Source organism: Marinagarivorans cellulosilyticus, assembly GCF_021655555.1.
GTDB lineage: Bacteria > Pseudomonadota > Gammaproteobacteria > Pseudomonadales > Cellvibrionaceae > Marinagarivorans > Marinagarivorans cellulosilyticus.
In genome coordinates, this window is record NZ_AP023086.1 from 4581821 (window position 1) to 4603804 (window position 21984).

The window sequence follows — 21984 nt, forward strand, 5'->3', positions numbered from 1 at the left end:
GCTATCCTGCCAAAGCCTGTAGCTCTGCACCGACATCCTGTCGGTGACGGCCCTGAAGGTTGAGGTGGGGGCTGTTCCTGTTCCAAGTCGCGCCCGTCAGCTCAAAAATAACTCTTACAAAAACACGTATTTATCACAATGGCAGGACGCTATGAAAGTAACCAAAACCATTCGCAATGATCAAGCAGGCGCACAACGGTTTAAACGCCAATGGGGCGATAAGCTGGTCGCGGTGCGGTATCGGCATGATAGCGCTCACGATGAGGTAATCACCACCATTGAAATCGAAGTTGATAGGCGCCCTGCTCCGCAAAAAGATTTCTGCCAGCGAGCCCACTTGGCCACTCAAAGGTCGGAAATCGTTGCGCTAGCCATTAGCTTTCATGAAAACGATTTGAGACTCAAGGTCAAACAAGCAGGCGCAAAGTGGAGTCAGATAGGAAAGTTTTGGTTAACGAGCCGGAAAACTGCCATCAGCTTAGGGCTCAAAGATCGGATTGTTGAAGGTGGTGCCGATAAATGTCTAGATATAGACACAAGCTTGATGCTGGTAGATGGCTATATCTAGACATTTAGGTATAGTTATAGACATAAATGTCTAGATATAGGCATATTCCTATATATGACCATGACGTAGAATATAATGTTATGTATTTAACGTTCTATTTTAGAATGGAGAGAAAAGTGAAAAAATCAAGATTTTATGGGGTGACTGTTCGCGACGGTCATGGCGAGACTACACATGTAGTTGCCGGGCAAAAGAAATCACTCATCCAGAATAGCTTTGAAAATGATAAAGAGAAAGTTACAAGAGTTGAATTTCTTGGATTCAAAAATGTTAGTGTCCGACCAAATGAAAGTTATGATGATGCAGAATTTAAAGCGTACAACTCTGACGGTACTGAACTTGCGACAGTTGATCGCAACTCTCTAGGATTTGATACATTGAGTAATCTACTAGATACAGATTACAGAGAATGTATTTGTAAGATTAAATCTTGGCATGAAGAGTAAATTAAAAAAACGACATAACAAACGCAGTCTGCCGGAGCACCTTTCCGCTCCTTCGTCGCTGCAAGGCGCCCGCAGCTGCGGGCGTTATATTTTCGTAGAGGCTTGAAATTTGGTTTACTTTAAATACATGGCTTCGGCAAGGACGTTTTTCGAAGATGGGTATATTCGTTTAACTCAAAGGTCAGCATTAAACGATCCTTTTGAAGCCATTTACTGTATAGATAGTTTGAACGATTTAGTTAAATACTTTGATGATCAAACTGTATTTGATATTGACCATAAGGAAGTGAGCTTTCATCAATACATAGAGAATAATATCAATAAAGTCGGAGTTATTTGCCTTTCTGAATCTAAAGATAATCTACTTATGTGGGCTCATTACGCCAGAGAGCATAAGGGAGTGGTTGCCGGAATTAACAATTTTGGCGCTTCAAATATTTTTCAGAAGCTATTTATGCCCAGCTCACTAACCTCATCATCCTTGATTGATTATACGCCGTTTGATGGAGATGCGAAGCCAATTATGTATCGAAAGGGACTAAGGTACAGAAATGACAGATTTGATTTTGATTATTCAAATATATGTGTAGAAGGTGGCGCTAGAATATTGAGTGAAATATTCCTCCAAAAAAGTGAAGAGTGGATATATGAGAAGGAGCACCGAATCACTCTTCGGCTTGAGCAAGCCGATAAGGTAATTATCTGCAATCTTCATGATATGCAGAATGTCAAAATTAAAAACGATATTGTTTCCGCTGGCTGGACCAAGTTTAATGAGCATAACAATTGCTACGAAATCAACTTAATGGAAATTGACGATGAATCTTTTCGTTACGTAGTATCTTCATCATTGGCAGAACTAAGCGGGAACAATAATAATATTTATTTAATGAAATTAGACTCAAGCGCAATCAGTCACTGCCTATTTGGATTGAACTGTGATGTTAATATCGATGATCTAAAAGTTGGATACGCTCGCTCTACGGGATATTTGGAATTTTGGAGGGCAATAAAAAATGATTCTTACTATTGCCTAGAGTTTGAACAAATATAACAAACGGCTCCACGCAGACGCCCAAACCTACGCTGTTTTTGTGGGTTTCGCTGCGCTACACTTTACCGCAAAAACCTCTCCGGCTTGGGCGCTGGTGAGCCGGGCGTTATATCTCCCCCACAGCCATAAGTACTAATTTTTTAAACTCATATTTATGAAATATTTTTTCTTTTTAGCTTCCATATATCTTTCATGGAACACATACGCCTCCTGCGAAACTGACGCATATATTAATCTGTTGACACTACAAAATAAAATATTTAGTGAAACACTGGAAGACATAGAAAACATCTCGCCCGCCTCCTTCGAACAAGCACTACCACACATTTATTATAATATTCGCTCAAACAATTTACATATTCATATGACCAAGGTGCTCAGAGATATGAGTCATCAGGATTTAAACTTTGGTAAAACAGTCGGCGCATTTTCAATAACAGAGTATCGTTCCGCTAAAGGGGAATGGAAACCTCACCCCGAATTTGTTAATGACACCTATTACCGTATAACATCTGAATACCTTAGAGAATATACGAAATTCAATATAGGGTGCTATAAAGACTCTAGCCCTTATAGAAATTGCAAGTATTTTCTAGATGGCAAGAAGATACTTGACAAAGAGATTGTGAAACACAAAGAGTTGAACAAACTTATCAAAAAATGGCAAACAAAGTACGACGAAATTTGCCCAAAATAAACAATAAATATAAATCGGGTAATAGCTGGTTTCTAGCCAGCTCGCCCCACACCACCTTTCTATTACCCATAAGTTTTTGGTGAAACCGATTACAATTCAGTATAATTTTAAGACACTCATCAATTGCGCGTACTTATATGATATCTGATAACTGGGCTGAAACGGAGTTTTGCACGCTGGATTTAGGTGATGAGAGATTAAATAAGCGCTTAGTTAAAATGACCCAAGGATTCCTAAAAACACCTGAAAGTCCGATAAACAAAGTGTGTGAAAACTGGGGAGACACCAAAGCAGCTTATCGTTTTTTTAAAAATGAAAACGTTGATTATCGGTAAGCGTCTCGCCAACCACACCTTAACCACCTAATCTTTCCCTCGTAAACTAGAGCGTGTTGATCTTTTCTGTACAGCATTTAATCAACCCACATAGGTAGCCACATCATAGAGAATGCCAGAGATACCATACTCTGGTAATTTCTGGCTAATTAAACCAAAAAGGACACTCACTCTAAAAAACAATTAAAACTTCCCACCTTTTGTATCAGAGCAAGCAGCATTTTTCAGTTAAGGCCTTAGGGCCGCAATCTTATGATCGCTGGGTATCAATAATTCACCAATAGAATAACAAGCTATATATCCAAGCAGCTTTGAGCATAGCCGTGTGAGAAAAGTGGGGGGGGAAGTGAGGTGGCTGATCAGCCAAATAACGACTGGCAGCGCCGCCGATTTGGGGTGCGCTGGTAGCCCATGGCGAGAGCGGCACTCTCGATATGATCGCCGGTCCCTACAAAGGTCTTAGTGTTCTTTTCGAAAGCGCCGGTCAGCTCTAACCAGTTCTCCGGCTCGATGCCTAGTCGATCGATAATCGGGGGTAAAGTTGAGGCAATGTACCCCCTCTTGTCATTACGTATTGCTCTGCCCGTCCAATCCACCAACTCAATATAATCCTTTAATGTAAACGGCAAGCCGTGCGGCATCGGCTCGCGCGGGTTACCCACAAACTGCGCTAGATTTTTTGGGGTCTCATTATTTTTAGCGGCCGCAATACGCTGCTTTATCGAGGTATGATCGCTAGCTTCAGGGGTTTCGGCCATTTTCGCGCGAATGGGGTTCAAATCAACATAAGCCATGCAGGCCGCTAACGCCGCTTCATCACACAGCGCTTGAGACTTAAAACGCCCCTCCCAGAACCGCCCCGTGCACTTGTCTTCCGCATTGGCCATGCGAGCAATCGGCTCATTCAGCGCCTTCATAAACTTGCTAATATCAAATAGATTCAGGCGCCACTGATCGATGCGCATTTTAACGGCGACTTGCTCGGCTTTATTCATGGGGTCCTGCCGAGCGTATTTTTGTGTGAGCACCGTACCCTTATAAAGCCGATGCCAGCGCTCGCACACCTCTAAATCCGTCAGGTCATGGGCCTCAGCAGCATTGATATGCAAGACGGTATGTACATGATTCGACATCACGGCATAGGCACACAAATCGATGGCGAAGACCTCAGCTAACAACAACAAGCGGTCTTCAATAACGTAAAAGGAATTACTAATGCAGCGATAGCATGGATGCTAAAGAGCCGCACACTGACGACGATGTTCGTAGTCTTGCCCCGTGTGGTTATCTCGGCCGCACAAGAAAGCCTTTCTGACACAACGACTGACACAGTGATAATAGGGCGTGGCATCTAGCGAAATCTGGGTTTTACGCGCTTTGGCCATGAAATCACCTAGCAGTAATGGGCTACTCCTTAAGCTTAGCTACTGATCGTTTTTTGTCCAGAATTTAGAGTGTGTGTCTTTGTAAGTTCGCCTATTACAGCTGGGAAATAACGCGATAGCCTGCTAATTACGCTAACCGCTAAGGCCTATCACGTAAATAGAGCCTTAGCGGCATTCCTCTTGTTAAACAATTAATAACTTTGCTTTTTCGGCGCAGTGTCAACACCATCGAGTAACGCCTGCATTTGTGCAAAGCTTCTTTTACCTTTTACTACTTTGCCATTAATCACAAACGTTGGCGTACCGATAACTCCATATTTTTTCGAGGCTTCATGCTGTTGTGCCAAAACATGATTTTTTTGCTGCTGGCCATTTATGCACTGCTTAAAGGCAGTCGCGTCAAGGCCGAGAGATTCCGCATGCTGAGTCAGCACGTCTTTTTGGTTATCGGCTTCATACCAATGTTCAATATTTAAATAGAGTTTATCTAACATTTGATAGTATTGCTCACCAGCACACTGAGACGCGATAGCCCCTTGTAACGCCGCTGCACCTGTTGGAAAGTGCCTATAGATGTACTGCACTTCCCCCTTTTGAATATAGCGCTTATCAATACTAGGCAGCACGGCTCGGTGAAAGTAATTGCAGGCATCGCAGGTCAACGAGCCATATTCAATGAGTGTAATAGGCGCATCAGCCTTACCGAGCACATACTCCTTACCCATTGCCATATGCGATATTGCAAAAAGCGTTATTAGAATAGCAAGTTGTTTCATAGCTAAATCAAACCTTTAGTTGTTATGTCATCAAGTGCGCATGTGTGTCGTCAATTTTAAAGTCGAAAGATAGCAGCTCTGCTCATCGCCATCCCATCCCATCCCATCCCATCGTAGCCAAACATAAGCAATAAATACATGGCTGACTAGAGCATTCAATAAGGTGCGCTACATGCATTTACAATGCTTTACCATTCAGTGGGCTAACGGCAGCATTTGTATACTATTGGCCCTACCGACAAAAAAGCCTAGAATGGCGCATTTGTAGGTAGGATATTTCATTGGAAAGCCAAGTGCTATACCGCTTCGACAGCGGTCAATCGGCTGATCGCTTTTTAAACCGCTTAAAAAGAGGTGCCGTCGCAGGTGTTAGGGCTAGACGGCATCAAGGCGGCAGCTGTATTTTGGTTAGCTATCGTACGCCCACCGATAATACTTTTAGTACTACCTGCCAAGAACTTGATGACCTTGCGAGCAACCTTGACGGTCATGAAGTCTCGCTGTGACCAACAAGGGGGCTGTACTTACAACTCGCCTGCGTAAAAACAAACCGGTTACCTCCCGCCAAAACTTGACCGCTGGTAGCGCCAACCATCACAACGCTTGCACCAAACATAATAGCGCGTATAGTCGCCTGACCACACCGATCTAATATCGAGTCTACTGGCCTTGCGCCGCTATCCTCCTTATCACGACTTTACATATTTACACGCGTAGTAGAGTCGTCGCTTCACTTACATTTCTACAACCTTCGATTTCGCGAGTGCGGCAACACACTCATCTGCACACGATTTTATACTGCGTTTTTTGCTATTTTAGAAAAACGCGTGCCCGCTACTTTTTCAACTATAACGCAAGGAAAACTATGACCGACGCTAGCAATGGCCCAACAAATTTACAGCCGGCCATTATTTCCTACGCAAAAGATTTACCCAACTTATGCTCTCTCGCAGGGTTGGCCGGCACGATACTCGCAATTTACTTCAGTATTCTTGGTTTATTCTACGCCGCCATGATCGGCATGATTTGGGCTGTTGCATTCGACTGGCTAGATGGCTTGGTCGCACGAAACATGAAGAAGCGTACCGGTAGCGATCGAATATTTGGCGGCCAGCTCGATCTACTTATTGATATTGTAAGTTATGGGGTGGCGCCCGCGATACTCGTGCTAAGCTACGGAAACTTTGCACCTATCTTGCTTCCCCTCGCATTTATAATGCTTGCTACCAGTGCCATACGTTTAAGTTATTTCAGCACGTACGGCCTATCGGATAAGTCCCAGTACACAGGGCTTGCGCTTGATAATAACAATATTGCACTGGTTTTTATCTTCTTATTCGAAAGCATATTACCCTCCCCGCAATTCGCACTGGTGCTCTATACCTGCGCTTTAAGCCTTGCTTTACTCAATGTTTCTCAAATTAAAACACCTAAACTTTCTGGCAAACCACGCAACGTGTATTTTCTTGCAATTTATACCCTTGCAATAACAGGCTTTTATAGCTGGAAAATTTTATAGAATAATTTCATATTTAAAGAGTAGAATTTTTCATGATCGTATATACCGTAGGCACTTTTGATTTATTACACGTAGGGCACCTTGCCCTACTACAACACTGCAAATCATTAGGCAACGTACTTGCCGTAGGCGTTGCTTCTGATCGGGTAGTTAACTCTTACAAGCCCAATGTTCCGGTTATTCCACTGGAACAAAGAATGGAAATGCTAAAAGCGCTGAGCTGCGTCGATATTGTTCACGCCTACGATCAACTCGATTACGTGCCTGGCTGCAAAGCCGTCAACGCGGATATTTTTGTTATTGGTGAAGATTGGGGCAACAAACCACACAACCTCGCCGTCGAGTCCTACCTAAAATCCAAACACAAAACCATTACGCAAGTTGTTTACAATTCGCGTACTTCGTCAACTCAAATAAAACAAAATGTTAGAGCACAATCCTATGCTGGCCAACAACGAATACTAGCAACAGGATAATAATAGGCACCAGTGAACAATGAAAATGTGTATACATAGCCTATAATTCATTGAGTCATCACAGCCCAAACCCAAACTCTGGAATTATGTATGCCGCAAAACCCGCCACCAAACAACACAGCAAAACCCGCGGCCGACGTATTTAACAGGGGCAGCCTACAACTTACCGCAGACCTAATTAGAAAGCATAACCCACAGCTCGCCATGACAGTACGCAATATTCTCGCGGGCACCCCCATAGGCGAAAACAACACCCGCAGTGCAGCGGACTACTTTAAAGTAGGGGTAGACTCCTTTCAGGTACGCGCCATCGTCGAAGCTTTAGCAAAGCAACGGCATGCAGCACAACTCGCCAACGAAAACCCAGGGCTGGTCGTTGTTACCAATACATTAATTGCAGATTGGACGGCGCTTGCCAACAAAATGATTGCAGAATTACCCGAATCACAACGGCCAAATGAATAGATACAAACGGCCCGATCAATATCACTCACTAAAACCATAAAACTCGATGCTACAGCCGAGCGCCTAACTGCCCTCCTGATTCGCGCGCGCTTTATGCGTAATACACTCGTACAAACTAGCAACTTCAGCCACTAGCTTTTGATATTCAGGGTGCCTATCAGCAAAGTACTCGGTGTCTTGCACTTCTTGTAGTGTTTCTTCTAAAAATACAAGCTCAAATTCGTTAAGCATTTCACCGTGATTAACTCGCTCTTGAATCTCCAGCAATCGCGGTAGTTGATGTTTATTAAAGCCTATCAATATCGCTTCAACAGTGCCTAGTTCTTTAGGGCTAAGCTTCGAATACGTCATAAAATCCATACCTTATTAGCACACTGGCAAAAAATACTAACATTGTGCATTCATTAGTTGAATTTACAACGGGCGGATTAAACCAAAGCCGTAAAACTACCTAAAAAACGGCGATACGCTATCTAACTGCAAGGATTCTAAATAACGGCGTACAACCTCGTAGTTTGCCTTAAAGGCAATACCCACTTTGCAAACCCCATCAACTTGGCAACTTGCCGAGCGAACAAAAGCCTCGAGCATAACGGGGGACTCTAATGTAGGGAAATAAACCTCTAAACTTACCGTAACATCCTGACCTATAGAGTGCTCAATAAAGTCGTAACTCGCATCGCGGTTCACCTCCAATTGACAACCGCCATGGCTAATATTGGATATCACACCATAGGACTCTCGTTCACCTTGATGAATATCACAAGATAACGCGCACGGGAACCGCGTTTCAGAACGCAGCAAGCGCGTTTCGATCATTTCAGGAAAACTTGTGATCAGCAGACGGTCATCATATATCGCCTCGAAAACACCCTCGAAGGCTACGATGTAACCATCTTGAATGGTGCGCATTTCAAAAACATCATCTTGCGAGAACAGTGCTTCGTACCCAAAACCCTCGGGTAAATTCTGCTTGAGCGGCAAAGTCGTTATTACCGAATTGGGCGCATCCACGCCCACCAAGCTCACGGTGAAGTGAAAATCACCACTTTCACTATTCACTTGCACCACAGAACCTATGGCAAGCTCAAGAATGCGATCGGGAGGGTAATACTGTTCCAAGTGACAACCAATAAAAAAGATGTATGCCCTATAACCAATAGCCTATAAGGCGGCAAACAACAAGGAGCATCGTAAACCTAAAAACCGCAGCAACCCATCAACGTCTGCACACCCCTTGGCGTACCTGAGGCGCGCTAAGAATGATTCCCCACCCATAAGATGCCCACACATTTTTACGACACGCTATGCACGCCAACGGAATACGCATCTTTTTAGCTCTAGACTACGGTTTATAGCTTGAATAAGCCTTCACAGCTTATTAACTCGGCAAGCGCCGCAATATGGCCAAGCGACACATCGTGCTTTGTGCAACTTTTTATCCGCTTCCGACTATGATACTTTCCCCGCTTTTTACGGAGCCCACCCCATGCCTAAAGCCAGTGAGATCAAAAAGAATGTCGCCGTTGATTACAACGGTAAAGTCTATCTTGTCAAAGAAGTTACCAAATCTGCCGTCTGTGGCCGTGCCGGCGGAAGCCTGTATCGTATTCGCATGTACGAAATAGCCACCGGCGCCAAAGTGGACGAAAGCTTTAAGGCCGATGAAATGATCAACCTTGCTGACTTCTCTCGCCGGGCCGTTACATTTTCGTATATCGATGGTGATGAATATGTGTTTATGGATAGCGAGGACTACACCCCCTACAACTTAAACAAAGACACTATTGCTGATGAAGTCCCGTTTGTGACTGAAAGCACTCTGGGCTTACAAGTCTTTGTGGTCAATGATGTACCCGTTGCGCTCGACCTACCCGCCTCTGTTGATTTATTAATTACCGAAACCGATCCCTCGATTAAAGGAGCCTCGGCCACCGCCCGCACCAAACCGGCAACACTTTCGACCGGGCTAATTATTCAAGTGCCCGAGTACATCTCTAGCGGCGAAACGGTCAAAGTAAATACCGAAGACCATAAGTTTATAAGCCGCGCCTAAGCTAAATCACCAGCTAGAGACGCTACCGACAAAGCGCCTCTAGCAATCGACCGCAAAAATAAAGTTTATGGCTAGGATGGGTTGTATGCAGCCAAAGTTAAAGTACCTGCCTGTCCTCGTTACCACAAAAAATTACTATTTTTTAGAAGCGCCCTATTGACCAAATAGAAGGTGTGTCACCCCTTTACAAACTTGAATCGCGCTGACTGCTTTGGTTTTATAAGTAACGAAGCGGTATTGCCCAACCTTTTGATCCCCTAGGCATTAACGAGCAAAATACGTTTGCGCAAGCTCAAAGGCTTTAACCCCGATTTTCTCACCGATAATGCGGCCCGGAATATCATCTTGTGGCGGATGAATGCCGCCCCATATACGCGATAAACTGCACTGATCAGAAGCATCACGATACGTTGCCCATTCGAGAGTTAAATCCACGCTTGGGCCCTGCTCAAAAACAAGGAAATCGTTAGCTTTGATTTCAAACTCGCTTTTGCCACCTGGGAAATACTCATCGCCGGTTAACAAAGTGAGTACCTCAGCCGCTGCCCGCGAATAGGTAGAGTGGCCAGACACATAGCCGGCAAAAGGCGGCGATACAAACGAAGGCCTTTGATAGGGCCACCAGTTATCGATCAAAATCCAACCGACATCACCAGTATCATTGGCGGGGTTAACCACATACTCTGGCCCCTGCCATGCACGCACTTTTATTTTGCCAACAAATTGGTTGTCGTAGCCCGCTAGCGGGTCACCCGCTTGCACCAGCTCTATATAGCCTGGCGTCAGTGGAATCCCATCAGGGTGCCAAGACGGCGCCAACGCATCGGTGCTTTGCCCTAACTCAGCCATAGCCCTCAACGCTGACACCGGCCGAACATAGTCGTACCACCCTTTAATGCTCCAAGCCGATATAGCCGCATCGTGCATAGCACCGCCAAGCGCGAAATAAGCTTTAATATCCCACTCCAAGGCACCTAGTTCATTGCCTTCTCCGCGAAAACGGCGCTTTAATGCGGGGTGATCGGTCACCGCGTTTAAAATCACAAACCAGTGGCCCGGCGGGGTTTCAGAGTCTGGGCCGTCAGCCCAAAACTCTGCCAGTACCCGAGTGTAATCTCCTCGGGGGACCCATTGCGGCTCATAGGGCATTCCCGTTTTAGGGTTAATGCTATGCCCGTGGCTAGCGTCCCCTCCGTCTAGAGCATTGTAAAAATTTGGATAGCCCTCAGCTGTCGCAGGCAGCTGCCCCACATTACCAACACTTGCCGGTGATATATCCCACATAACACCATCACTGGGGTCTAGGTGGGACGACCACAATGCAACTAAGGAAAACCCCCATTGATATGCGGCTGTCGTTTCTGTGCCGAGCTGCGAGGGCGCACCTGGGTCGTGATAAACCTTATAGGAACCACCCTCGCGCTGATAAACCGAAAGCTCGTCATCGGTAAGAGCAAAGGGCTGAACATTGCCCCACTCAGGCCCTAGAAACTCTAAAGCTCCCCCGGTAATAGGATTACCGGCCTGATCGATAAAGGTAGATAGCGCTAGCGGCTGCCAGCGGTTGGGATCAACGATATCGGGGTTGCCCGATAATTGAGGGGATAGCGGCGGATTGGCCGGCGAATAATTAATACTGGCATAACTATTGAGTTCATTCGAGCCATCTTGCAGCCCAAACTGGATATAACACTCACCAATAAAATTCCCTAAAGCGGCAGCATCACCTTCGGTCACATCCATGGACTGCTTGTTGATATCGTAACCGAGTTCTAGCATCAGATTATCGGCATTTAAGGCCGTCACCGCCGCACTTGGTGATGCAGCAAAACGATGCCGAATTAACCGGTAAGCCGCGTAAGAAATTGCCTCCTCTCTATTACCCTGCTGCATTAAATTGTCGGCACTTTGTGCGTAAGCATTAAAATCTAGCGTGCAATCCGTGCTGCCATATTGTTGCCCCAAAAGATAAGGGTTCGCATTTAATGAGTAAGTACTCCACGCATCGTACATCGCTGCCGACAAGTGATGGAGATTTCTAGCATGAACGGTTGGGCGAGCATAATCGTTGCGAATGGCCTCCAGAATTAACTCATTCCATTGGCGCGCAACCGATGCGCCGTCGATCACAATAGGATCGCCCTCTTCGTTCGCGACTTGGCGATCGTCACTACCACAAGACAAAAGCACAAGCGATGCAGGTAACAGCATCGCCAACACTCTTTGTTTCCCAAAACGACAAAATCCATACTGCAACGTCATGCCAGAACTACCCTTTACTAAAACTGCCTTTGCCAAACCCTAACATTGCATTAACTTTTGGCCCAGGATCGCTTCGCTGCTTCCATAGCCGTATTTCTAACGTCGTACTCAATTTCTCTGGATCTCACCTAGAGTGACTAGTATCAATCCAAAAAAAATCTCCGTTCAACGCTATAAATACCACTCTAAAAGCTCCTGAACTCAAAATCTAATGCAACGTTAGGGTAAACTCGGCAAAGGAACACAACACATATTATTGAAATTTTTTGCGCGCCGTTTGACGGCTTTTTTCTCTAAAAAGTAGAAGCCCCAAAAGAGCTAAAAGCCCACCACTCAAAGCGCCTCCACTTTTCACATCAAGACTCGAATCTGTCCTATCGCCAGAGACTACAGTAGGAAACTCATTTTTAGCCAAAACCACAGGGTCGCTAGTGGCACTGGTTTTTTCAACCTGCCACACAGCGGCCTGCTCAGAAGCATTCACAGCCGGCCCAAAAGGCAGCCCCAGCCCCAGGGAATCCACTACCAGTTCATCCTCACGCCCTGTACCTTCGCCCAACTTGAGTGTCCAATGATCTTTATCGTTAATGCATGCCATTGTTAAAGTGGCATTACGCGTTAATTGCTGCGCTGGCATAGACGGGTTAAAAGTAAATTCCGGATTCATATCCATCTCATCAGCCGACAAGGTGGTGTATAGGCGCGTTAAATATAAATCATCGTCAAGAATATCAATCGCATTATTCAGAGGTGTAATGACTTGATCGTTTACCGTCGCCATTAATGCGATGCGTGCTTGCGCTAGTTGATCAACCGTAAAAACCTCCTCCATACTCAAAGGTTCGCCATAAACGAATCCATTACTCGTCGGCAAGGCGCTTCTAATCGCATCTTGTATAACGGCCGAGCCACCCATTTGCCAAAAGCCGCTGATAAAACCGGCATCCGATAATCCCGCCAGTTCAGCTAATGCATCCTCCCATTGCTTAGCGGTGGTAAAGCGCTCGGGTAAATTAGGTAAATAGCCTGCAAAATCGGTAGCAAAACCTTGACCACCTGCTTCGTCCATCGCTTGCGTAATTAAATTTTGGTAACTGGCATACGCCGAACGGGGTCCATTAAACCAATTTAAACGGGTGTAATTAGGTGTGACGTGATCAAAGTTTTTAGGTACACCGCGACCGTTGCCTAATAACCAGACTAAAACCCCCATATCATCTTGTGCTGCAACGGCGGTTAACGTCATCGGTATTACCGGCACATCACTTTGGTACTTCAAGATAATTGGCTGAATACTGCCCACATTGGCGCTGTTTTTAAGTTTTAACACCACAAATTTAGACTGCGCTGCAATATAAGGCGCCAATAAATTACCGCCTTCATCCGTCAGATCAAGATTGTTATCATCTAACCAATTAGCTAATGCTTCTGGGTCATCACTACTCACCACCAACGCATCAAAAGGACCAACACTGAGTTGACGCTCAATGGTCACTCCAGTACCCGAAGATGGCTGACCACTATCGGAATCCACCACAGACGCCGGTAAAGCAACAAAATCAACTTCCGGCCGTGGACAACCCTGCCCCACTCGCTCAAGCAAAAACTGCGGGCGGGTGCTGAGTTCCAACTCGGTAAATATTTGATCACTGCCTAAGGAGATTTCCGGTGATTGCGGCACAGGGAGCACCCAACCAAAATCTTCAGCGTTGCCCACATAATCTATCTTGATCATCGCTGTGGTTTGATCACCGTCTTGGCGAAAAACAATTTGCTCACCGGCCTGATCAATCGGCACAAAATTACAAAAAAATCCACCGCAAGCAGTGCTCTGCTGCGCAGCGCCAAGGCTTAAGAACACCAACAAACTCGATAACGGTTTTTTCATACTGGACAATAGAATCGGAATAGCCACAACAATCTCCTTTTAAGGGTGCATTGTAAGATCATACTTAGGCAGCACTACTGGCGACCCAAGCCATCAAAGGCCCGAGTATAGCGAGTTAATATTTTAGAATTGTAATCTATTGTAATGATGGGATAAAAAACACTCCGGCCCCTACAAAACGCTAGCCGCCCACAAAGCCAAGACCCGCTGGCGGCATAACCACGGTTAACGCGCGTTGGTACGCATCTTTTTAAAGTTGCGCAACCTAAGCACCAAAAGACCGAATAGTGCTAAAAAGCCACTGCCCATTGAGCCACCGCTTTTAATATCGATCCCGGAGCTTGTCGATGAAGCGGTGCTACTCACAGCAACCGAATCATCCGAATTTACTGCAAGAGAGCTTGAGCTAGTGCTAGCCGTGGAGCTAAAACTAGATGTCGAGCTGCTCGTCCACACTGGAACTGTAATATCCCCAACGGATACCAACGGAGTGAAGTCATTTTTCGCCAAAACAATTGGATCACTAGTGCCGCTGGTTTTTTCCACCTGCCATACAGCCGGTTGAGAAGAAGCTCCTCTGGCAACGCCAAAAGGCTGGCCCCAGCCTAACGAATCAACCACAAGCTCATCTTCACGCCCAGTACCGGCGCCCAATTTAAGCGTCCAATGGTCTTGATTATCAACGCATGCGCTTGTAAGTGTGGCATTACGGGTTAATTGCTGCGGGTCCATTGAAGGGTTAAAGGTGAACTCTGGGTTCATATCCATCTCATCGGCAGACAAGGTGGTATATAAACGCGTTAAGTATAAATCGTCATCAAGAATATCAATGGCGTTATTCACCGGCATTATCAGTTGGTTATTAACCGTGTCTGTCAATTCGACCCGAGCCAAGGCTAATTCTTCAGCGGTAAAAAGTTCTTCCATGCTTAAAGGCTGGGCATACACAAAAGTATTACTGGTCGGCAAGGCATTCCGGATTGTATCTTGAACAACGGCCGAACCACCCATTTTCCAAAAGCCGCTAATAAAGCCAGCATCCGATAGGCCGGCCAACTCCTCCAACGCGCCAACCCACATATCAGGCGTGGTAAAGCGCTCCGGTAAGTTGGGCAAATAACCCGCAAAGTCAGTGGCAAAACCTTGCCCGCCGGCCTCATCCATCGCTTGGGTAATTAAATTTTGATAGCTGGCATAAGCCGAACGCGGCCCGTTAAACCAATTCAAACGTGTATAGTTGGGCGTAACATGCTTAAAGTTTTTAGGCACCCCACGCCCATCACCTAACAGCCAAACTAAAACCCCCATATTATCCTGCGCGGCAACGGCTGTTAACGTCATTGGAATCACCGGCACATCACTTTGATACTTTAATATAATGGGCTGAATACTGCCTGAGTTGGCGTTATTTTTAAGCTTTAACACAACAAATTTGGATTGTGCAGCAATATACGGTGCTAGCAAACTACCGCCTTCATCCGTTAAATCCAGGTTGTTTTCGTCTAGCCAGTTAGCTAAAGCCTCTGGGTCATCGCTACTTACGACCAATGCATCAAAAGGACCAACGCTTAATTGGCGCTCGATAATAACACCCGATGATGAAGAAGCCTGGCTACTAACAGCAACCGAAGAAGCACTCTCGTTACTGGCAAAATCGAACGCAGGCCGCGGGCAGCCCTGCCCTACGCGCTCAAGCAAAAATTGCGGGCGCGTACTAAGCTCTAATTCAGTAAAAATTTGATCGCTGCCTAAAGAAATTTCTGGCGTTTGCGGTACCGGTAAAACCCAGCCAAAATCTGCGGCGTTACCTGCATAATCAATTTTGATCATCGCGGTTGTTTGGTCGCCATCTTGGCGAAATACGATTTGCTCACCGGCTTGATCAATGGGAACAAAATCACAAAAGAAGCCACCGCATGCACTACTATGCTGCGCCACCCCAAAACTTACCAATAACAACAAGCCAGATAACGGTTTTTTTATACTCGGGAATACAATCGCCACATTAATCTCCTTTGAGAGGGATATCTTGTAAAATTTTAAGTACCACGCGAAACAACAGTGAGATTATATCGATTTGATTTTCGGAATTTGTAATTGTTTGTAACGACGAAAAAGGCAGCAATAGCTGAGGGTAAAGCGCTAGATAAATAGAATGGAAACACGCCATTAAAGGCTATAGCGCATATAATAATATTATGTGAAAGCCGTTTACACTCCCACGCTATCGTCAAAATTTAGGCAGACTGCAAGTACAGCCTTAGGTTATAAAATACTCGCCAATTTGCCAGCGCAACTGCGGGAAAATGGGCGATGCGCACAACATAAAAGCTAGACTATAGTTAATAGATTCCCTGTCTCTTTAAAGGTGTGAATCATTCAGTCATGCGGTATATGGCAGTTACACACTCAGCCCAAATTATACGCTTTGCATTAATAGCAGGCTTACTGCTGAGTATCGCCAACCAAGCCTTTGCGAGCGCGCTACGCTTTTATAACCTGCCACAACAAGACCCGCACACCATAGGCTCTATTACCGCCATACAGCAAGATCACCAAGGTTTTATCTGGTTTGCCGGCAGCAACGGCTTAGCCCGCTTTGATGGCTACGATTTTAAAATTCTGCAACAAGAAGATACAAACCTCAACTCCATCAGCACCAACAGCATCAATGATTTAGCCATAGACCATAACAGCGGCTATTTTTGGCTTGCAACTTACTGGGGACTAAACCGCTACGACCCGCGCACCAATCTATTCAAACGCTACTTTCATAACAAAGACGATGCAAATAGCCCCAGCCACAATGCCATTCTTAAAGTCGTTGTTAGTGCACAAAACCATCTTTGGATCGCCACGCAAGGTGGAGGCCTCAATAAGCTTAATTTAAGTAACGATCAATTTAGCCGCTTTAATCGCCAAAATAGCCCTTTGCAAGAAGATCACATCACTAGCCTTTACGAAGACAGTAAAGGCATGCTGTGGGTGGGGTACTTGAATGCTGGAGCAAGCCAGTTGCGATTAAACAATGCCGGTACCCTTGAGCTAATTGCCCACTACAACATCGCAAACAACAGCTTAAGCCATGATTATGTTATGGATTTTCAAGAAGATCACGAAGGTCGAATGTGGGTGGCGACACAAAACGGATTAGATCGGCAAGATAAAAACCAGCAATGGGCCCACTTCAGCAACGACAAAAGCGCCCCTAACAGCTTGTGGAGCCGCGCAATTGTCGACTTGCATTTAGACGCACAAAAGCGGCTTTGGATTGTGGATTCAACGGGCCGCATATACCGAGTGCGCCACGATAACGGCGATTTTATTCGGTTTGCCCCAGAAATTGAAGGCACAGCCAACCACCTTTTTACCGACGCCCAAGGCGGCGTATGGCTTGGGCTAACGCCATCGGGTATTGCCCGAGCACACCGCTATGCCAGCGCTTTTAAGAACTTTACCGATTTTAGGCCAGGTAAAGCACTGAATAAAAACACAGAAGTCACCGCGGTTGAAGAAGATAAACACGGTAATTTTTGGGTAGGCACACAATTAAGCTTAAATTATATAAACCGTTACAACGGCAATATTGAACAAAGTTATCTCCACGACACATCCAACCCGAAGGGCCGGCGCGGTAGTGCCACCAACGGCATTGCACTGAGTGATGAGAATAGTCTTTGGGTAGGCAATTCCTGGCATGCACTGAACCGGCTAAATATCGAAAAAGGTGAATTCCAACATTTTTTACCCAACGATAATATCGAGCATGATTTAAAAAACCGCCAAATTTGGAGCATAACAAAAGACAGCCAAAATCAAATTTGGGTGGGTGGCCACCAAGGCTGGCTTCACAAATACAACCCACACGGGAATAATTTTCAAGCAATCCAAATCAATACCGACTACAACGCCAACCGAATAATGGCGATATATGAAGACCGCAAGCAAGGTTTGTGGATTGGCACTGACAATGGCCTTTACCACTCAGAATCTCTCGATATTAACAAACCATTCACCCGTTACGACCACAGTAGTACCGGTAGGCTAGTGCCAAATAACGACTCTATCTTTTCCATTTTGCACGATAGCCGCGGCCAATATTGGTTTGGCTCCAATGGCGGCGGGCTTTATCACTGGGATTCAACAACACAAACCTTTAACACTTACATGATGAAAGATGGCTTAGCTGGTAATAGTGTCACTGGGATACTTGAGGCCGACGACGGGGCTTTATGGCTAAGCACAAACAAGGGGTTATCTCGGTTAGATCCTCATTCACGCCAATTCAGAAATTTCACCACACAGCATGGCTTGCCCAGCAGTACCTTTTCGCAAGTTGCCAATAAACGCTTAAGTACAGGGGAGCTTGCATTTGGTAGCGCTGGCGGCCTCACTGTATTTGACCCTGAAGATATTTACCAAAATACCCATATACCTGAAGTGATTATTACGAATTTTTTATTGTTTAACCGCCCCGTTACCCCCCTCGAAGATAATGACTTTGGCCGCCCCCCCCTATTAACACAACAAATAAACTACACAAAACACATTACCCTAGAGCATCATCAATCCGTTTTTAGCTTTGAATATTCGGCACTGAATCATGATTTACCCGAAGACAACCAATACGCTTACAAGCTAGACGGCTTTGATAAAGAGTGGGTTTTCGCCGGTCATCGCAGGCAAGCCACTTACACTAACCTTAATCCCGGCAACTATATTTTTCGCGTTAAAGCGGCAAATAATGAAGGCCTCTGGAATAACGAGGGAACTTGGATACACATAAAAATATTACCTCCATGGTGGAAAACATGGTGGGCCTACGGCCTCTATATACTTTTCGCGGTGTTAATTATTGCAACACTGTAGACAGTTTTATGAAGCAATAAGCCCGTAATCACTCAGCTCCTCGTACACATTACAGACTTTAATCGATTTCAGGTTTACACCTAACCTCTCAAAAACTCTTGAGAGCAGATGCTGGTTGGACTTTCGTCGCTTCCAGCTCGCTATCGATATGACCGTTTTCTCAGCCGTTTGTTTTTTATCTCTATCCTCAATTTTTAATAGATTGAGAGCCGTTAATGACGCATTGACCTGATTATTGATGGCCTCCGAACGGCGTGATTGGCAATGTGTCAAGCCGGTGTATTGTTTAGCATCTCTGAATAAAAATTCTATTTGAAATCGAGCCCTGTAATACGACAATAATGTCAGTGCGTCTAAATTTTTATCTGTCGAGAACAATATCGCTCTTGTCGATACAGCTGAATCCGACGATCGAAGAAGCACTACACGTACCTCACGCTTCAATGAAACGCTATACGCGATGGCGCTGTATATTTCAGTGTTACTTTCATAGGATCCAATGTACTGAAAGCGCGATAGATCATTTTCAAAATTGATTTTCCCTTCGTATTGTTTGGGCCGCCCGCAGCCCGAGTATTCTCCCCGATAAAGCCATTTTAAATTTGCATCGACTCGTAGCTTGCCGACCATGTGCAGCCCTGCATTCACAACGCTGTTCACAAATTTATACTTGCTATAAAATGAATCAGCGGCTAGATACTGAATCTCTAAACGCTTCAATTCATCTGCCATATCGGCAGCATGATCAGCATAAAGATCAGTGCGTGTTTTACCTTCTGTATCGATGGTTTGCCGCGCATCAATCGAGTAAGCCGTATGACTTTTAATATTCACTGCGCTAATGAGTGACGTTTCTAGTCCTCGTTCACTAGCCCCTTGAGCACCGTTATAAAACCAGCCTAGCCCCTCTGTCTTTTTACCTGACTTTTTCATGAAGCTAGCGTCAATGGCTGCAATATTTTCCTGCGACCGCCCCAATGAATGCAAGAGAAGCTCTGTGTTGAATTGCGCAAACGGAAAACCACGTCGATACCAACGCGCGAATCGCTTCTCACTCATGTCGCTATAGCGACTCATATTTCTGAAAGTCGCTCGACCGTGAAATACAACCAATGTGGCAAGCAGGCCAGTCATAAATACACGTTGAGGCTTATTGATGCTAGGCATTAAACTGAAAATAGTGTTTACTAGGTCTGTCATGGGTAAATCTTGTGGGTTGTTTGATGTCAGAAACCAAATTATCTCAAAATTTATCCATGACACCTAATAACATAGCGAAACTCTATTCCCTTCCTGCCGACACGACATGACTACTTTGGGCCTATTGTGGTGCTTAAAACTGTCCGAAGTGTTGTTATTGCCAAAGCACAATATAGCCAGTATATAAAACGCGAGCTCGCCGAAAGGCAAAGCCGAGAACTCGAGAAAAAAGTGGCTGAGCGCACACATGAGCTACACGATAAGAACAAAGAGCTACAAGCTGCCTATAAAGCCATGGAAGAGCAGAGCTTATCAGACCAATTAACCGGGCTAAAAAATCGCCACTTCCTTTACAAAACAATTCCTGTAGAACTGGCCAGCGCTGCCCGCCACTATAGCCGCCCCATTGAAAAAGGCCAACGAACAACACCGAGCGCTGACCTTATATTTTATATTATTGACCTAGATTACTTTAAAAATATTAACGACGAGTACGGTCACAATAACGGCGATGTCGTGTTAAAGCGTGTTGCTAAAGCCTTAGAGGGATGCTGCCGAACTTCGGATATCATTGTGCGCTGGGGCGGCGAAGAGTTTCTAATCGTTAGCCGATTAAGCCCTCGCGGTAACGCTCATGAAGCAGCCGAAAGAATTCGCCAAGCCGTAGCCGAGACGCACATTGCCTTAAACAACGGAAAAATCATTCAATGCACTTGCTCCATTGGATTTAGCAGTTTTCCTTTCGATATTAACAATCCCACAATTCTTTCCATGGAGCAAACACTGCACATAGCCGACCATTGCTTATACATAGTTAAAGCCAGTGGTCGCAACGGTTGGGCTGGAATTGTAGATGGCGACATCACCAATATTTCACCACAACAATTAAACAACAATCTACCCGAGCTTATCGAACAGCAGCGTTTTACCCTGCGCACTTCGCAGCAGAAGTAACTACCTAAAGGGCATCTCTAAAAATGCACTTTTTCCTCGATAGCGGCTTACAGGTTTTCTCTCCTCGATATTCTGCTCCTGCAATGACTAATAAGGTGCTTCCTGCACCGATGCAAAACCTGTATTCAGTCCATCCATGGACATTAGCTCGTCCACGAGCCCTCACAAATTGAAGGGTCAATTTGCACAGCTTGCTGCCCGCAGGGTGAAGCGCAAGGATGCGCTGAATGATTTACACCACGTAAACTGCGGCTCTCGGCTTTGGCCTCCTCGACGGCGAGCTCCTGCGCCGTTCTAATAAGGTGCTTCCTGCACCGATGCGTCGCTCTACCTCCTGAATCCATTCAGTCGTCCGAGCGGTGCTTGACCTCCACGGACGGAGGAAATGCAGAAAGTTGTCAGGAGCAACTTCTGTCCTTGCTCTCGCAAAAAAATTACTATTTTTAGAGGTACCCTAAAGGGAATTTTTAGAGGCTCGCTCTATAAACAATGGCTTTTATATTGCGCTTTTCGTTGCGCGCAGCACTGCAGTATATCTTTCTTTTGCAATGCCGTTTTCTCCCGCCAGCCGGTAATATCTTCGAGTGTGCGATAACAACCTATGCATAGGTTATTATCATCAAGGCAGCATTTTTTAATGCATGGGCTTGGAACATCTTCACTTTCGCTCTCTAGCTTATGAGTCATAAGGGATATTGGGCTGCCATGTGTTATTGAATAGACCAAGCGAGAATACTAGCAATGAGGCACTTCTAAAAATTATCTTTTCCCGCGATAGCAGCTTACAATTTTTTGCCCTCACAAAAAAATTACGTAACTATTCTGCCACCTACGAAATTGAGTGCTAATTGATCATTTCCTAGGCCGCTCAAGCCATCTACGACTTTGTGCACCTGCAAAGTCTACCCCCACGCATCCTTGCTGGGGCTGGGCGCTGAGCACGCACTCTGGAAAGCGTGCTCCTGCGCTTTCTCCCCCTTACAATCCCTGTAAGGCCCGGCGCGCAAGTGCATAGAAAACAATCAATCGGCCCT

At 45.4% G+C, this 21984-nt stretch carries 20 protein-coding genes and 1 pseudogene; 12 read left to right on the forward strand and 9 right to left on the reverse strand.

The genetic code is table 11. The features are described 5' to 3' along the window. The first annotated feature begins 151 nt into the window (after positions 1-151). The 5 genes from MARGE09_RS18690 (at position 152) to MARGE09_RS18710 (ending at position 3100) form a co-directional block, all read left to right on the forward strand. Positions 152-568: a hypothetical protein gene (locus MARGE09_RS18690; protein WP_236984638.1), complete on the forward strand. Its 417-nt coding sequence runs from the start codon at positions 152-154 to the stop codon at positions 566-568. Positions 569-684: 116 nt separating this feature from the next. Further along, on the forward strand, positions 685-1014 hold the full coding sequence (locus tag MARGE09_RS18695; RefSeq protein WP_236984640.1) for a hypothetical protein: 330 nt from the start codon (positions 685-687) through the stop codon (positions 1012-1014). Positions 1015-1123: 109 nt separating this feature from the next. Further along, positions 1124-2068 (forward strand): DUF2971 domain-containing protein, encoded by a 945-nt coding sequence (locus MARGE09_RS18700; protein ID WP_236984642.1) that lies wholly within the window; start codon positions 1124-1126, stop codon positions 2066-2068. 385 nt (positions 2069-2453) lie between these two features. After that, entirely contained in the window at positions 2454-2765 is a 312-nt protein-coding gene (locus MARGE09_RS18705) for a hypothetical protein (protein WP_236984644.1), read from the forward strand. 137 nt (positions 2766-2902) lie between these two features. Beyond that, on the forward strand, positions 2903-3100 hold the full coding sequence (locus MARGE09_RS18710) for an IS4/Tn5 family transposase DNA-binding protein (protein WP_236984646.1): 198 nt from the start codon (positions 2903-2905) through the stop codon (positions 3098-3100). A 359-nt stretch (positions 3101-3459) separates the two neighbouring features. Here the strand turns inward: MARGE09_RS18710 and MARGE09_RS18715 are convergent. After that, positions 3460-4485: pseudogene (locus MARGE09_RS18715) on the reverse strand (transposase). A gap of 191 nt (positions 4486-4676) precedes the next feature. Beyond that, the gene (locus tag MARGE09_RS18725; protein ID WP_236984649.1) at positions 4677-5261 is read right to left on the reverse strand and encodes a DsbA family protein; all 585 of its coding nucleotides are present in this window, start codon (positions 5259-5261) and stop codon (positions 4677-4679) included. Between the two features lie 281 nt (positions 5262-5542). Between MARGE09_RS18725 and MARGE09_RS18730 the strand changes: the two genes are divergently transcribed. The 4 genes from MARGE09_RS18730 (at position 5543) to MARGE09_RS18745 (ending at position 7721) form a co-directional block, all read left to right on the forward strand. Then, positions 5543-5767, forward strand: a complete 225-nt coding sequence (locus MARGE09_RS18730; protein WP_236984651.1) for a hypothetical protein — start codon at positions 5543-5545, stop codon at positions 5765-5767. 359 nt (positions 5768-6126) lie between these two features. Beyond that, a complete protein-coding gene (locus MARGE09_RS18735) occupies positions 6127-6780 on the forward strand; it encodes a CDP-alcohol phosphatidyltransferase family protein (protein WP_236984653.1) in 654 nt (217 codons plus the stop codon). 32 nt (positions 6781-6812) lie between these two features. After that, positions 6813-7256 (forward strand): FAD synthase family protein, encoded by a 444-nt coding sequence (locus MARGE09_RS18740; protein WP_236984655.1) that lies wholly within the window; start codon positions 6813-6815, stop codon positions 7254-7256. 90 nt (positions 7257-7346) lie between these two features. Beyond that, on the forward strand, positions 7347-7721 hold the full coding sequence (locus tag MARGE09_RS18745) for a hypothetical protein (RefSeq protein ID WP_236984656.1): 375 nt from the start codon (positions 7347-7349) through the stop codon (positions 7719-7721). Positions 7722-7784: 63 nt separating this feature from the next. Here MARGE09_RS18745 and MARGE09_RS18750 read toward each other — a convergent pair whose 3' ends face one another. Beyond that, positions 7785-8072: a hypothetical protein gene (locus tag MARGE09_RS18750; RefSeq protein ID WP_236984659.1), complete on the reverse strand. Its 288-nt coding sequence runs from the start codon at positions 8070-8072 to the stop codon at positions 7785-7787. A 96-nt stretch (positions 8073-8168) separates the two neighbouring features. Next, a complete protein-coding gene (locus tag MARGE09_RS18755) occupies positions 8169-8843 on the reverse strand; it encodes a PilZ domain-containing protein (protein ID WP_236984661.1) in 675 nt (224 codons plus the stop codon). Positions 8844-9210: 367 nt separating this feature from the next. On the opposite strand from MARGE09_RS18755, the gene efpL reads away from it, so the two are divergent. After that, entirely contained in the window at positions 9211-9777 is a 567-nt protein-coding gene (gene efpL, locus MARGE09_RS18760; RefSeq protein WP_236984663.1) for an elongation factor P-like protein EfpL, read from the forward strand. A gap of 264 nt (positions 9778-10041) precedes the next feature. Here the strand turns inward: efpL and MARGE09_RS18765 are convergent, their stop codons facing one another. The 3 genes from MARGE09_RS18765 to MARGE09_RS18775 all read right to left on the reverse strand — a co-directional run bounded on the left by MARGE09_RS18765 (position 10042) and on the right by MARGE09_RS18775 (position 15931). Beyond that, complete coding sequence (locus MARGE09_RS18765) at positions 10042-11988, reverse strand: vanadium-dependent haloperoxidase (RefSeq protein WP_236984664.1); 1947 nt, start codon at positions 11986-11988, stop codon at positions 10042-10044. A 304-nt stretch (positions 11989-12292) separates the two neighbouring features. Further along, on the reverse strand, positions 12293-13954 hold the full coding sequence (locus tag MARGE09_RS18770) for a DUF2330 domain-containing protein (RefSeq protein WP_236984672.1): 1662 nt from the start codon (positions 13952-13954) through the stop codon (positions 12293-12295). A gap of 198 nt (positions 13955-14152) precedes the next feature. Next, a complete protein-coding gene (locus MARGE09_RS18775) occupies positions 14153-15931 on the reverse strand; it encodes a DUF2330 domain-containing protein (RefSeq protein WP_236984673.1) in 1779 nt (592 codons plus the stop codon). 390 nt (positions 15932-16321) lie between these two features. On the opposite strand from MARGE09_RS18775, the gene MARGE09_RS18780 reads away from it, so the two are divergent. Next, entirely contained in the window at positions 16322-18796 is a 2475-nt protein-coding gene (locus tag MARGE09_RS18780; protein ID WP_236984674.1) for a ligand-binding sensor domain-containing protein, read from the forward strand. Positions 18797-18802: 6 nt separating this feature from the next. On the opposite strand, the gene MARGE09_RS18785 is transcribed toward MARGE09_RS18780, so the two are convergent. Continuing rightward, on the reverse strand, positions 18803-19996 hold the full coding sequence (locus MARGE09_RS18785) for a transposase (protein WP_236984675.1): 1194 nt from the start codon (positions 19994-19996) through the stop codon (positions 18803-18805). Positions 19997-20122: 126 nt separating this feature from the next. Between MARGE09_RS18785 and MARGE09_RS18790 the strand changes: the two genes are divergently transcribed. After that, on the forward strand, positions 20123-20950 hold the full coding sequence (locus MARGE09_RS18790) for a GGDEF domain-containing protein (RefSeq protein ID WP_236984676.1): 828 nt from the start codon (positions 20123-20125) through the stop codon (positions 20948-20950). Positions 20951-21430: 480 nt separating this feature from the next. On the opposite strand, the gene MARGE09_RS18795 is transcribed toward MARGE09_RS18790, so the two are convergent. Further along, positions 21431-21637 (reverse strand): DUF1289 domain-containing protein, encoded by a 207-nt coding sequence (locus MARGE09_RS18795; RefSeq protein WP_236984677.1) that lies wholly within the window; start codon positions 21635-21637, stop codon positions 21431-21433. Positions 21638-21984: the final 347 nt, after the last annotated feature.